Source organism: Mesorhizobium sp. M1182 (genome assembly GCF_040318335.1).
Taxonomy (GTDB): domain Bacteria; phylum Pseudomonadota; class Alphaproteobacteria; order Rhizobiales; family Rhizobiaceae; genus Mesorhizobium.
Genome location: NZ_JAMYMD010000028.1, coordinates 17289 through 29730, shown reverse-complemented (window position 1 = coordinate 29730; position 12442 = coordinate 17289). Strand labels below are relative to the sequence as shown.

Here is a 12442-nt window from a genome sequence, read left to right as displayed (position 1 = left end):
GCAATCTCGCAGCGCATTCTATAGCAGTGGGCGAAGACGCCCAGCGATTCCGCCGAACATTCGATCATGTCAACTACTTGCCGGACGGGTCGATCTCTATCCAGGCGGGCACGTGATCACTCGGCTTTTCCCAGCCTCGCAGGTCAGCGTCCACGCCCGCGTCACGTAACCTGTTCGAAAGTGATGGGCTGACGAGGAGGTGGTCCATCCGCAGGCCGGAGCTCCGATCATAACCGCCTCGGTAGGAGAAGTTCCAGTACGTGTAGATGCCTTTCTCCGGATGAATGCAGCGGACGGCATCCATCCAGCCATTGTCTAGCATTTCGGCGTAGGCCTGCCTGCTCTCCGGAAAGTAGACTGCGTCGCCTAGCCAACGTCTCGGCACCACCGCATCGATCGGCGTTGGCACGACGTTGTAGTCGCCGCACAGAACGCTTGTGATCCCCTCCTTGAGCAGTAGCTGGCCGTAGCTGATCAGACGGTCGAACCAGCGGAGCTTATAGTCGAATTTCGGGCCGGGCGCTGGATTGCCGTTGGGCAGGTAGATGCACCCCACGACGATCCCATCCACCTCTGCCTCGATATACCGGCTGTGAGTATCGTCAGGGTCACCCGGCAGGCCGCGTCGACGCTCCAGGGGCTCCTTTCCCCGTGCGAGTATGGCTACACCGTTGTAGGACTTTTGCCCGTGCCAGATCGAGCCATAACCGGCGTTCCTGACGGCTTCCGCGGGAAATTTCTCATCCGAAGTCTTCAATTCCTGAAGGCACACGATGTCATAGTCGGTCTGACCCAGCCACTTGATGAGCAAGGGCAGACGACCGTTCACCCCGTTGACGTTAAAGGTTGCGATACGGGTCATCCGAAGTTCTCAACAACCCTTGGCGATTTGAGCATGGAAGGCTCAGATGTTGATGCTTGCATCATGCCGGCAAAGGGGGGCCTTGTCAGTCGTCTTTCTAGAATGGCGGTCGAGCAGTTTCATCAAGCGTGCCAGATGGAGCGATGAGCGCAGGAGCTGGTCGTCGGGAGCGTCGTAGCCGAAGTCGCGAGCGGTAGATGCGGCGCTCACAATCCGGCGTTAAGGCGGCCGCAACGCACGGACTCTTCGGACGGGTGGAGCTTGGGCAGGTCTACTGCGGACTGAGGGCGACCGCCTTGGGTCCAGTGGGTTTAAGTAATTTGCGAAGGAATCCTATATGGCCGAGCCACAGCTCTCAATCGTAGCGGCAAGGCGGGCGATCTTGCGAAGGGTTGAACCGAAGCACGGCTGACCTTGTGGACCACATCGGTAGCCTCAAAATGGGAGGTCTTTGAGAGAAGAAGCCGACAAGAGGAATAATAAGCCGTGACCATGCGGTGTTTAGCTGGTCTATTCACCGCATAAATCGCGGCAAATGATCTTGCATATACGACGATTGAGGCCCATATTCGACGCAAAAAGTGCGGAGAATATGGCGACCTATATCTACCAGCTTGAAAACTGGCCGCAGTTCGAGTGGCGCAGCCAGGACCTTGCCGATCAACTGGCGACGGTGCGCCATCGGCAGGGCCGGCTGCTGGGGCGGATGGAGGCGCTAGGCTTCGAATTGCGTGCCGAGGCGATGCTTCAGACCCTAACGGAGGACGTTCTCAAATCCAGCGAAATTGAGGGTGAAATTCTCGACAAGGAACAGGTGCGGTCGTCCATCGCCCGCCGACTGGGCATGAATATTGGCGCACTGGCGCCGGTCGACCGCGATGTCGAGGGCGTGGTCGAGATGATGCTCGACGCAACTCAGAACTATCAGGCCCTACTTACGGATGAGCGGTTGTTCGTCTGGCATGCGGCCCTGTTTCCGACGGGTCGCAGCGGCATGACGAAGATTATCGTCGGTGCGTGGCGGCATGAAGCCTCTGGTCCGATGCAGGTCGTCTCAGGTCCCATCGGTCGGGAGAAAGTCCACTATGAAGCTCCAGCAGCGGCCCGGCTTGAGCTTGAAATGGCCTCGTTCATCGACTGGTTCAACGGTTACGCGCCGCTTGATCCCGTTCTGAAGGCGGGGGTCGCCCATCTATGGTTCGTCACCATCCATCCCTTCGAGGATGGCAACGGCCGTATCGCCCGCGCGATCGCCGACATGATGTTGGCGCGATCGGAGGGCAGCGCTCAGCGGTTCTATAGCATGTCCGCGCAAATCCGGGCGGAGCGGAAGGACTACTACGCGATCCTCCAACGGACGCAGAAGGGCAGTCTCGACATCACCCCTTGGCTGCAATGGTTTCTAAGCTGCCTCGACCGCGCCTTCAGCGGGGCCGAGGAGATTTTGGCCAATGTGCTGCGAAAGGCCCGTTTTTGGGAGGAGATGGTCCAACGACCTCTAAGCGAACGCCAGCGCAAAGTCGTCAATCGGCTCCTGGACGGCTTCGAAGGCAAGCTCACCTCCTCGAAATGGGCAGTGCTGACCAACACCTCACCTGACACGGCCTTGCGCGATATCAATGATCTCCTGGCGCAAGGGATACTCGTGAGAGATGAAGCCGGTGGGCGAAGCACGAGCTATTCGCTGGCAGGATTGGATGATGGGCCGGATCGCGCGCCTCGGCGACATCGTTGAAACAGGAGCGCGAGCCGACAGCGCGCCCAAAGCATGATTGGCCCGCTCGATTGGTTCGGAGAATGCGTCTATGCCGTTTGTCGCTCGGCACTGGTCCATCGGGTTCGGTCGCAAGCCGTTAGGGCCAGTCATTGACGAACTTTCCGCCTTGATAGCCGCCATTGAAGCCCCAGCGAGCGGTTTGATGGGCTGCAAAACCCCTGAATCGCGCTTTGGCTTTGCCTAGGCACCCAACGCCTTCTGGTTTCGCCATCCTGACAGCACCACAACCCGTACGGCAACCGACGCTGGGCCTGATATTTTATCTCCTATTTCTGCGCAGCCGCAACTCGCTGCAACATCGGTTTTGACATCAAGCCATCAGATGCCATCTTGCTAGCAGGCGAAATGAGCCTATACAGTGGGTGCCAAGGAGTCCGATATGGCCGAGCCACAACTCTCAGTCCGCAGCGCCAAGGCGCGTGATCTTGCACACCGGCTTGCCCGTCGTGAAAACCGCTCGATTGCGGAGGTGGTCGAGCGCGCCCTCGAATCTTACGAGGTCCGCGAGGCCGGTCGTGAGCCTGCTTCTGCCTTCTACCCGCGGCTTTCAGCGCAATCCGGCACAGACATCGACCTTGAGGCGGTGATCCGTGAGAGTCGCCGGCCGAATCGAGGCGTCGAGCTTTGATCTTTGTCGATACGAACGTCGTTTCCGAAACGTTGAAAAAGACCCCAGACGAGGCAGTCATTGCCTGGCTGATCCGATACGATGCCGAACTCGCGCTTCCAACCGCGATGATTGCCGAGATCGCGTTCGGCATCCAGAAGATAAGACCGGATCAACGTGCCGAACGGCTGGAGCAAGGGTTGTCGGACTGGCGCCGGCGTTTCGCAGACCGCATCTTCGGTCTGACAGAAGAGGCTGCGCTGGTTTATGGGGAAATTATGGGTGCTGCTGCTCGCCAGGGACGCGGCATGTCGGCACCCGATGGCATGATCGCGGCGATCGCTCGGGTAAACGGTGGCCGCCTCGCCACGCGCAATCTGACTGACTTCGAGACGGCAGGACTCGTTCTGACATCTCCGTGGGAGTTCTGAAGCGTTTTCCTGTCGTCGCTGTTGTTCAAGCCCATCTGCCAGTCACAGACGGGCTGCAAGGCCGTCAAAGCGCAGGCGAGCGATATCAGGTTCGATTTGCATGCCGTCAAAATCCCCTGAAGGTCACTCGAAGCGCCTCAGCGGCAGCCTGACCGTAAGGGTACGGCAACCGGCCTGCCTTTCTTCAGGAAAACCATTGGCCTCGCTGGGCTTGTGAGACAGCGAGAGATGCCCGATCTGAAACAGATGGCGGATGTGAAACAATTGAAATTGCTCGGCGTCCTGGCAGCGACGGCGATCGGTCTATATGTCTGTTATCTGCTGGCGTGGCCTTTTTTGCCGGCATTGACCTGGGCGCTCGTCCTGGCAATTATTCTGTCTCCGGCTCACCGGTGGGTTGAGAGACGGGTCGGAAATCGAAACCTGGCAGCGCTGATATCGGTAAGCGTCGCGGCGATCGCCGTCGGCCTGCCGCTGGCGCTCGTCGCACAACAGCTCGTTCGCGAGGCGGTAAACGGAGCGACTTATCTGGAGGAGGTCATCCGCGGTTGGGACGCAGTCGGCTTCATGTCTGGCTATCCCACGCTTTCGGCCATTGCCCAATGGATCGAGAACCAATTCGATCCGGCCGGCTCAGTCGCCGCATTCGTGCAATGGCTGACGGGACAAAGCACATCGCTATTGCGTGGCTCCATCTATCAAGTCGCGATGTTCGGCCTGACATTTTATCTTCTGTTCTATTTTCTGCGCGACCGCCAACATGGCCTGCAAGCCGTCGCGGGCCTTTCGCCCCTGCGCGCTCCGGAGACAGCCTACATCTTGTCCCGCTTTGCGGAGTCCGTCCATGCAACACTGCTCGGCACCGTGTTCGTCGCCGCCGTCCAGGGAACATTGGGTGGCCTGATGTTCTGGTGGCTCGGCCTGCCGACGCCAGTCTTTTGGGGCCTTGTCATGGGACTTCTTGCCATCGTGCCCGTGCTCGGGGCGTTTGTGATCTGGGTGCCCGCAGCGGTCTATCTCGCACTGGAGGGAGCTTGGGCCAGCGCAGCGATATTGACCGTCTGGGGCGGCGTCATCGTCGGCGGCATCGACAATCTGCTCTATCCGATGCTTGTCGGGAATCGGTTGCGCCTCCACACGGTGGTGGCCTTTATCGGCGCGGTCGGCGGCATCGTCTTGTTCGGAGCATCCGGCCTTGTCCTCGGACCTGCGGTGATCGCCATCACAATCAGCCTCATCGATGTGCTAAAGACTCGATTGACCGACCGGCCGACGCCGGCGCGCGCTGGTGAGCTACCGCATCAGTCCGTGACGGATTGATCAAGCGCGAAAAGGGCGCTGGCCTTCGAGTGGTAGCGCGAAACCTGAACAACCTCTGGGCAGAGATCTCAACGAAGGCAAGCACATCAGCCAGGCTGCTGTATTGCGGCAAGCTTCCAGTCACCGCCGTTCTGCCGCGTAAAGGTCCACAGTTCGGCCGTCTCCGTCGGCTGATCGGCCCCGCCCTCAACGATCTTGCCGCTGATGCGGTCGCGGGTCACGTCGCGAGACTCATAGCGCAAAGCGGCCGTCGCGTAGTCGCGATCACCCTCCCGCCAACTTTCCGCAATATCGGCCTCCAGCAGGCTGACGTCTGACACGTCGTTCCTGACGCCCTTTTTGGCATTGTCGGCAAGTTCCTCGGACAGATAGGACACCATCTCGGGTGTCACCAACCGGCGCAATGCCGCATGGTCCTCGCGCCCGAATGCCTCCTGAACTTCCGTCAGCCGTTGCTGGAACGTGTCGAGGTCGGTTTGGGTGAGTGTGATCTCATCGGAAGCGTTGGCTTGGCTCGTTCCGCCAAATCCTGACCCGATGCCGGTAATGGAGGAAGTCGGGCCGTTGCTCGGCTCGTGCCGCGCTGCTGCGTTTCGCGCAAAGGTCCCGGTGCCCCGCGAGGCACCAGCCGTAACGGACGCTGGGCTTTGCGCCGACTGCAAGCGGAAAAAGCGGATCGCCAGCATGATCGCGCCGCCGAACAGCAGTACTTGGAGCAAAAGACCCAACATGCCGGCCAAGCCGCCGAACCCATGACCCAGAAGAACGCCGATCAAACCGCCGAGAAGCAGCCCACGTATCATCGATCCGCCGAGGCCGTTGAAGAAGCCCGGGCGCTGGAATGCCTGCGGCGGACGGGCCGCATTGTTCGTGGCCGCATTGGGCGTCATCGAGCGCTCGACCGGTGCGGCCGGTTGCGGCGCAACTCTGGTCGGCGGGACCGGCTGGAAAGTGCGCATGCCGCGACTGCCGAAGCTGCCGCCACGGCGCGCATCGGCGTGATCCACAGCGACCATGGAAAATGCCAGGAACAACCCCACAAACAAAACTGCAAACCGTCCCCAACGCGAAATCAGCATAGGCAAGTCCTCAAGTGACACTCTTTCCGCTCATATGGGGTGCGTCGATCGAAATAGCAGTGAATCGTCCGTCGAGATATTTTCGGGCGGCATGGTCGGCCGCCCGCCGGTGTTCACGACGAGAATGTCTGCCCTACCCAAGCGCGATGATCGCTGTTCGACCACGCAGGCTCCCGCACCCGGCCGACCGGCATCGGTCGCGTCAACAGCATCGCTCATGCAAGCCTGTGGTCATCGATGTCCCCGGCGATGATGCCGAGGTCTCCCGGCGAAGACTCGATTGACTTACAGCTTTCCTATGTACTATCAACATATCTGGAAAACCTGCCATACAGGTTTGCCCACTCCTGAACGGGAGATTGCGTGAGCACGGCCGTATCCGCAAAACATTCCGACGCAGCGAGCCTGGTCAGCAATACGATCGGCGAGATCACGCGCCATATCCGCGCGCATGAGCTCGGGCCCGGCGACCGGCTGCCCAGCGAGGCCGCGCTTTCGAGACAATTGAGCGTCTCGCGTACCGTGGTTCGCGAGGCCTTCAGCTCGCTCGCCGCCATGCGGCTTATCGACCTGAGGGCGGGCAGACGGGCTACCGTCGCCGAGCTGGATTATGGCGCGATGTCACTGGTGATCGAGCATGGCGTCCACACCGAGCAGATCACGGTGCAGCAAATCTATGACGTGCGCCGCACGATTGAGACCCGCACCGCCATGCTGGCGGCCTTGCGCAGAACAGCCGACGAAGTGGAAAGGATCAGGACGCACGCGCTCGCCATGCTCGAGAATTTCCAGCGGCCGGAACAGGTCATGGAGCACGATCTCGCCTTTCACCTCGAAATCGCCAAGGCTGCGAAGAATCCGGTTTTCAGCCTCATCGTCGGCGCGTTCGAGCGCGTATCGCGCCAGACCTGGCCGATCGGCTGGCGGACCCGCCCTTCGGATGCCGAGCAGTTGGCGATGATCCAGATCCATATCGACCTCGCCGAAGCAATCGAGACCGGTGATCCCCAGTCGGCGCGTGACCTGATGGCGAGGCATTTTGACGAGAGCGTCAAGGCCCTGCTGGCGGCCGGCATCGCCTGAGGAGCAGGGGCGCAATGAAGATCACGAAACTGGAAACGCTGCGGCTCAAGGAGCGGCCGAACCTTCTGTGGGTCCTGGTTCACACGGACGAAGGCCTCGTCGGACTCGGCGAGACCTTTTTCATGGCTGAAACCGTCGAGACCTATCTGCACGAATATGTCGCGCCGTGCGTGATCGGGCGCGACCCCTTGCAGATCGACCTGCTTGCCGCCGACCTCGTCGGCTATCTCGGTTTCCGATCGACGGGCGCGGAAGTCAGGGGCAATTCCGCTTTCGACATCGCGCTTTGGGATCTGTTCGGAAAGGCGACGGGTCAGCCGATCGCACAACTCCTCGGCGGGTTCACCAGGCACGAGATCAGGACCTACAACACCTGTGCCGGAACCGAATACATCAAGAAGGCCACCGGGCAGACGACGGCCAACTACGGGCTCGATAAGCCTGGCGACGCCTATGATGATCTGAACGGCTTCCTTCACCGCGCCGACGAACTGGCGCATTCGTTGTTGGAGGAAGGCATCACGGCCATGAAGATCTGGCCCTTCGACATGGCCGCCGAGAAAACGCGCGGCCAGTATATATCGCAGCCCGACTTGAATTCCGCGCTGGCGCCGTTCGAGAAAATCCGCGATGCGGTCGGCGACAAGATGGACATCATGGTTGAATTCCATTCAATGTGGCAGCTGCTGCCGGCCATGCAGATCGCTCGCGAGCTTGCCCCCCACAAGACCTTCTGGCACGAAGATCCAATCAGGATGGACAGCCTGTCCAGCCTGAAACGCTATGCCGAGGCTTCGCTGGCGCCGATATCGGCTTCGGAAACGCTCGGTTCCCGGTGGGCCTTCCGCGACCTTCTCGAAACCGGAGCGGCCGGTGTCATCATGCTTGATATCAGCTGGTGCGGCGGGCTCTCGGAGGCGCGCAAGATCGCTGCCATGGCTGAAGCATGGCACCTGCCGGTCGCGCCACACGACTGCACAGGTCCAGTGGTGCTCGGCGCATCGACCCACCTGTCGCTGAATGCGCCGAACGCGCTTGTCCAGGAGAGTGTCAGGGCCTTTTACAAGACCTGGTACCGCGATCTTGTGACCGCTTTGCCGCAGGTGAAGAACGGCATGATCACCGTGCCCCCCGGACCGGGCCTCGGCATGGAACTGAACCCGGAGATCGATCGCGCCTTCACGGCGCTTCGACGGGTGAGCGACGCATCTACTCTCTGAAAATGAACCTGAAGCAGCTTTCTACGGAGGAGGAGAATCATGAAGAAGCTACTTATCTCGGCAGCCTTGGCAGCAGTACTGGCTGGTGGCTCGGCAATCGGCTCACGCGCACAGGAGCCGATGAACATCGTCTTCACGCATCATTCGTCGGCGTCGAACCCGTTCTGGCAGGCGGTGAAGAAGGGCTTTGACGACGCCTGCGCCAAGATCCAGGCCAATTGCCAGATGGTCTTCACGCAGACCGAAGGTTCGATCGAGCAACAGTCGGCCAACATGCAGGCGGCACTCGCGGCAAAACCGGACGCGCTGATCACCTCGATCGTCGACAACAATGCCTTCGACCAGATCATCGCCGACGCCCGCGCTGCCGGCGTCACGGTCATCGCGTCCAACGTCGACGACACCGAGGGTGCAGCCGGCAATGCCCGCCAGGCCTTCATCGGCCAGGGCTTCATTCCCGCCGGCTACGAACTCGGCAAGAAGATGTCCGAGTTCTTCCCCAAGGAAGGCAAGATCAGGGCGCTCGTCGGCGTCTCCGCGCCCGGTCAGAACTGGTCGGAACAGCGCGCTGCCGGCGTCATGAAGTTCCTTGAGGAATACAAGGCGGCGAATGCCGGACGCGAAGTGGTCATTGAACGGCTCGACACCGGCACAGATGGCGCCGTCGTCGCCGATCGTGTTGGCGCCTATCTGTCTGCCCACCCGGACACCACGGTGTATTTCGACACCGGCCTTTGGCATGCCTACGTGGCCCAGGTCCTGATCGATCGCGGCATCGAGCCGGGCAAGGTGCTGATGGGCGGCTTCGACATCGTCTCGGAAGTCCTGCAACAGATGGAAGCGGGTTACATCCAGGTCCAGGTCGACCAGCAGCCCTACATGCAGGGCTTCATGCCGGTGATGGAAGCTTATCTCGCCAAGAACGTCGGTCTGCTGCCGGCAGACATCGACACCGGCAAGGGCATCATCGTCAAGGAAGACGTGCCGAAGCTCAAGGAACTGGCCGCACAAGGCGTGCGGTAGGCGCGAAGCCGGCGTCCTCTCCTCGTTCTTTACGCGGAGAGGGCAAGGGGAGGGCCAGGCAGCACGGCCTTGGGCGTCGGCTCCGTCCCATCCTCCAACGGCATCTCCATTGTCAGGGGCGGTAGCAGACAGACTGCCGCCATCCCCTTGCCGATGCGACAAGCCAGCGCAAACAATCCCAAGCCGGAGCGAATGATGAAGCGCTTGATGAAGATTTATCTGGAGAAGCCGGAGCTTGCGGCGGTCGTGTTCCTGCTCCTCCTCCTCCTCGTCTTTCAGATTCGCTCGAACGGCGTATTTCTGAACACACAGAACGTGCGCGGAATGCTTGGGCTGCTGCCTGAAATGGGGCTGGTCGCGATCGGCGTGACCCTGCTGATGATATGCGGCGAGTTTGATCTTTCGGTAGGCTCGGTATTTGCGCTGACCCCGATGACCATGGCGGTGATGCTGGCGGCAGGCGTGCCGTTCGCGCCGGCCTTTGCCGCCGGGCTCGCGATCGCCGCCCTGATTGGCTTCTTCAACGGGTTCATAACGATTCGTTTCGCGATACCAAGCTTCATCACCACGCTTGGCATGCTGTTCATCGCGCGTTCGCTGACGGTGGTAATCTCCGGTGGCTTCCCTCCTGTCATCCCGGCCAACGCTCTGCCCAAATGGCTGTTTACGATCTATGTGGGGCCGGGCGACCTCTTTCGCATGTCGTTCTTCTGGTTTCTCGCCGTGGCAATCCTGGTGACGGTGCTTCTGTCGCGCACGAATTTCGGCAACTGGGTGCGCGCCACCGGCGGCTTTCTGCCCGCCGCGCAATCGATGGGCATCCCGACGGCCCGGGTGAAGGTCGCCTGCTTCATGATCTGTTCGGTGCTCGCCGGCTTTGCCGGCACCATTCAGGTGATGCGGCTCGGCGCGCCGCTGCCTTCGATCGGCGAGGGGCTGGAGTTGCAAGCCGTGTCGGCTGCCGTCATCGGTGGCGCCTCGCTGACTGGCGGCATTGGCACCATCTTCGGCGGCATCATTGGGGCTGCCCTGATCCGCGTCATCGACAACGGACTGGTGCTGAGCCAGGTTGACGCCAACTGGTTCAAGATGGCAATCGGCTTCCTGACCATCTTCGCGGTCGTCGTGAACGCCTGGCTTCGAAAGCGGGGCAGGGCAATGAAGGTGGAGACCTGATCATGGCGGCACCCATCATCGCGATCAAGGGACTCCAGAAATGGTATTCCGGCGTCCACGCCTTGAAGAACGTCACTCTCGACATCTACCCAGACGAGGCGCTGGGCCTCGTCGGCGACAACGGCGCCGGCAAATCGACGCTGATCAACATCCTGTCAGGCACCCAAAAGCCCGATGGCGGCGAGATCAGGATCGACGGTGAACCGGTCCGCTTCTCGAACCCGCGCGACGCCATGGATCGCGGCATCGAGACGATCTACCAGTACAATTCGATGGTCCCGACCATGACCATCGCACGCAACGTTTTCATCGGACGCGAACCGGTGAAGGGCTCGGTTTTCGGCATCGGCATCCTGGACCAGAAGCGCATGCGTGACGAAAGCGTCAAGGCGATCGCCGACGTCGATCTGCATCTGAGGTCGCCCGACGCGCTGGTCGGCGAACTGTCGGGCGGCCAGCGCCAAGGCGTGGCGATCGCCCGGGCCATGCACTTCAAGTCGAAAGTCATGATCCTCGACGAGCCGACCAATCATCTCTCGGTCAAGGAGACGCGAAAGGTGATCGGCTTCGTTCGCGCCCTCAAGGCCCAGAACATCACCAGCGTCTTCATCAGCCACAACATGCATCATGTTTTCGAATGCTGTGACCGGGTCGTGGCGATGGCGCGCGGCGAGATCGTTCTCGACAAGCGGATCGGCGAGACTTCGATCGAGGAAATCCACGAGGTTCTGTGACGCGAAGAAGCGATCACTCGCGAGCCGCTCTGCTGGCAGAGGTCAGTCTGCGCTACGGCTTTTCCGCAAGGATCGCCTCAGCGGTTTTCTCGTCGGTGATCAGCACATCGACGACGCCGAGACGCAGCACGGCACGCAGCACCGGAACCTTGTCGAGGCCGCCGGAGGGCAGGATCACAGTGTCGACGTCGCGCAGATGTTCGGGGGCGAGGCCGATGACACGGCTGTTTAGCGGGTGATCGACGAGTTGTCCGTCGGCGCCGATCCAGTGACCGCAGATATCGCCGACGGCTCCGGCTTTTTGGAGCGATCTGAGATCATCGTCTCCTACCAGTCCGATCCGAAAGATGGTGGCGTCCTTGTGCACCGCGCCCACCGAAACGAAAGCGGCGTCAACGTCGCGGGCATGGGTGAAGGCGTCTTCCAGAATGGACTGGCGCATAAGCAGATCGCGCGTGGCCTCCGTGTCCGTGAACACCGGTGCTGCGATGTAGTAGCATTCCGCGTCGAAAAGCGCCGCGAGCCGCGAGGCGATTTCATAGATGTTGATCGCCGATCCACGCGTGAGCCCGCCGAGCAGGGAAACGACCGACATCCCTCTGACGGGGCGTACGGTCACTGAGCGCAGACTAAGCTGGAGCGTCCGTCCCCATCCCACGCCCACCGATATCCCGTCACGGATTCTATGCGACAGGGCTTCACCGGCAGCGGCTGCGATCACCTGTGGCACCAGGGCGGGATCGGGCGGTGTCGGAACCACGATTGGGTCGGAAACGCCATAGGCGTCCCGCAGCCGGTGCTCCAACTCGATGCAGTTCGCCACCTTGGAATTGATGCGAATCTGAACGATCCCGCGCTGACGGGCATGCGCCAGCATCCGGTTGACGCGAAGGCGTGTCAGGCCAAGAGACTTGGCGATTTGTGCTTGCGTCAGGTCACCGACATAAGCAAGCCAGGCGGCGCGTACGAGCAGCCCTTCCTCGCGATCGGCCGTGACGGAACTCGTTACGGCTTGGCGGCCATCGCGTTTCTTTCGCGCTGGTTTCTCCATCAGATCATCCTGTCCACTCCGCGGCAGCGGGTCCAGAGCGGCTCGGCGGAGCCATGTGCTCATCGATATGAGGCATCAA

At 60.9% G+C, this 12442-nt stretch carries 12 protein-coding genes; 9 read left to right on the top strand and 3 right to left on the bottom strand.

All coding sequences use genetic code 11. The annotated features are described in order from the left end of the window. Nucleotides 1-73: 73 nt before the first annotated feature. Nucleotides 74-862: an exodeoxyribonuclease III gene (xth, locus tag NKH33_RS25285; protein WP_352921987.1), complete on the bottom strand. Its 789-nt coding sequence runs from the start codon at nucleotides 860-862 to the stop codon at nucleotides 74-76. 592 nt (nucleotides 863-1454) lie between these two features. On the opposite strand from xth, the gene NKH33_RS25280 reads away from it, so the two are divergent. The 4 genes from NKH33_RS25280 (at nucleotide 1455) to NKH33_RS25265 (ending at nucleotide 4997) form a co-directional block, all read left to right on the top strand. Continuing rightward, a complete protein-coding gene (locus NKH33_RS25280) occupies nucleotides 1455-2597 on the top strand; it encodes a Fic family protein (protein ID WP_352921985.1) in 1143 nt (380 codons plus the stop codon). A 421-nt stretch (nucleotides 2598-3018) separates the two neighbouring features. Further along, nucleotides 3019-3267 carry a plasmid stabilization protein gene (locus NKH33_RS25275; protein ID WP_352455498.1) on the top strand — a complete coding sequence of 83 codons (249 nt, stop codon included), beginning with the start codon at nucleotides 3019-3021 and terminating at the stop codon, nucleotides 3265-3267. After that, nucleotides 3264-3677 (top strand): type II toxin-antitoxin system VapC family toxin, encoded by a 414-nt coding sequence (locus NKH33_RS25270; RefSeq protein ID WP_352503245.1) that lies wholly within the window; start codon nucleotides 3264-3266, stop codon nucleotides 3675-3677. The genes NKH33_RS25275 and NKH33_RS25270 overlap by 4 nt, the downstream gene beginning before the upstream one ends. 228 nt (nucleotides 3678-3905) lie before the next feature. Next, nucleotides 3906-4997 carry an AI-2E family transporter gene (locus NKH33_RS25265; RefSeq protein WP_352503246.1) on the top strand — a complete coding sequence of 364 codons (1092 nt, stop codon included), beginning with the start codon at nucleotides 3906-3908 and terminating at the stop codon, nucleotides 4995-4997. Between the two features lie 86 nt (nucleotides 4998-5083). On the opposite strand, the gene NKH33_RS25260 is transcribed toward NKH33_RS25265, so the two are convergent. After that, the gene (locus NKH33_RS25260; RefSeq protein WP_352922042.1) at nucleotides 5084-6073 is read right to left on the bottom strand and encodes a Tim44 domain-containing protein; all 990 of its coding nucleotides are present in this window, start codon (nucleotides 6071-6073) and stop codon (nucleotides 5084-5086) included. A 366-nt stretch (nucleotides 6074-6439) separates the two neighbouring features. Between NKH33_RS25260 and NKH33_RS25255 the strand changes: the two genes are divergently transcribed. The 5 genes from NKH33_RS25255 (at nucleotide 6440) to NKH33_RS25235 (ending at nucleotide 11312) form a co-directional block, all read left to right on the top strand. Beyond that, nucleotides 6440-7159, top strand: a complete 720-nt coding sequence (locus NKH33_RS25255) for a FadR/GntR family transcriptional regulator (protein WP_352503247.1) — start codon at nucleotides 6440-6442, stop codon at nucleotides 7157-7159. A gap of 14 nt (nucleotides 7160-7173) precedes the next feature. Continuing rightward, a complete protein-coding gene (locus NKH33_RS25250; protein ID WP_352921982.1) occupies nucleotides 7174-8379 on the top strand; it encodes a mandelate racemase/muconate lactonizing enzyme family protein in 1206 nt (401 codons plus the stop codon). A 39-nt stretch (nucleotides 8380-8418) separates the two neighbouring features. Then, entirely contained in the window at nucleotides 8419-9402 is a 984-nt protein-coding gene (locus NKH33_RS25245; protein WP_502895713.1) for a sugar ABC transporter substrate-binding protein, read from the top strand. A gap of 195 nt (nucleotides 9403-9597) precedes the next feature. After that, the gene (locus NKH33_RS25240) at nucleotides 9598-10578 is read left to right on the top strand and encodes an ABC transporter permease (protein WP_352503300.1); all 981 of its coding nucleotides are present in this window, start codon (nucleotides 9598-9600) and stop codon (nucleotides 10576-10578) included. 2 nt (nucleotides 10579-10580) lie between these two features. Then, on the top strand, nucleotides 10581-11312 hold the full coding sequence (locus NKH33_RS25235) for an ATP-binding cassette domain-containing protein (protein WP_023678772.1): 732 nt from the start codon (nucleotides 10581-10583) through the stop codon (nucleotides 11310-11312). Between the two features lie 52 nt (nucleotides 11313-11364). On the opposite strand, the gene NKH33_RS25230 is transcribed toward NKH33_RS25235, so the two are convergent. Next, nucleotides 11365-12363 carry a sugar-binding transcriptional regulator gene (locus NKH33_RS25230; protein WP_352474350.1) on the bottom strand — a complete coding sequence of 333 codons (999 nt, stop codon included), beginning with the start codon at nucleotides 12361-12363 and terminating at the stop codon, nucleotides 11365-11367. Between the last annotated feature and the right edge of the window lie 79 nt (nucleotides 12364-12442).

Excerpts from the sequence above, each read along its gene's own strand:
- xth (WP_352921987.1), bottom strand. The coding sequence starts at position 862 with ATGACCCGTATCGCAACCTTTAACGTCAACGGGGTGAACGGTCGTCTG.
- NKH33_RS25280 (WP_352921985.1), top strand. The coding sequence starts at position 1,455 with ATGGCGACCTATATCTACCAGCTTGAAAACTGGCCGCAGTTCGAGTGG.
- NKH33_RS25275 (WP_352455498.1), top strand. The coding sequence starts at position 3,019 with ATGGCCGAGCCACAACTCTCAGTCCGCAGCGCCAAGGCGCGTGATCTT.
- NKH33_RS25265 (WP_352503246.1), top strand. The coding sequence starts at position 3,906 with ATGCCCGATCTGAAACAGATGGCGGATGTGAAACAATTGAAATTGCTC.
- NKH33_RS25250 (WP_352921982.1), top strand. The coding sequence starts at position 7,174 with ATGAAGATCACGAAACTGGAAACGCTGCGGCTCAAGGAGCGGCCGAAC.
- NKH33_RS25245 (WP_502895713.1), top strand. The coding sequence starts at position 8,419 with ATGAAGAAGCTACTTATCTCGGCAGCCTTGGCAGCAGTACTGGCTGGT.
- NKH33_RS25240 (WP_352503300.1), top strand. The coding sequence starts at position 9,598 with ATGAAGCGCTTGATGAAGATTTATCTGGAGAAGCCGGAGCTTGCGGCG.
- NKH33_RS25235 (WP_023678772.1), top strand. The coding sequence starts at position 10,581 with ATGGCGGCACCCATCATCGCGATCAAGGGACTCCAGAAATGGTATTCC.
- NKH33_RS25230 (WP_352474350.1), bottom strand. The coding sequence starts at position 12,363 with ATGGAGAAACCAGCGCGAAAGAAACGCGATGGCCGCCAAGCCGTAACG.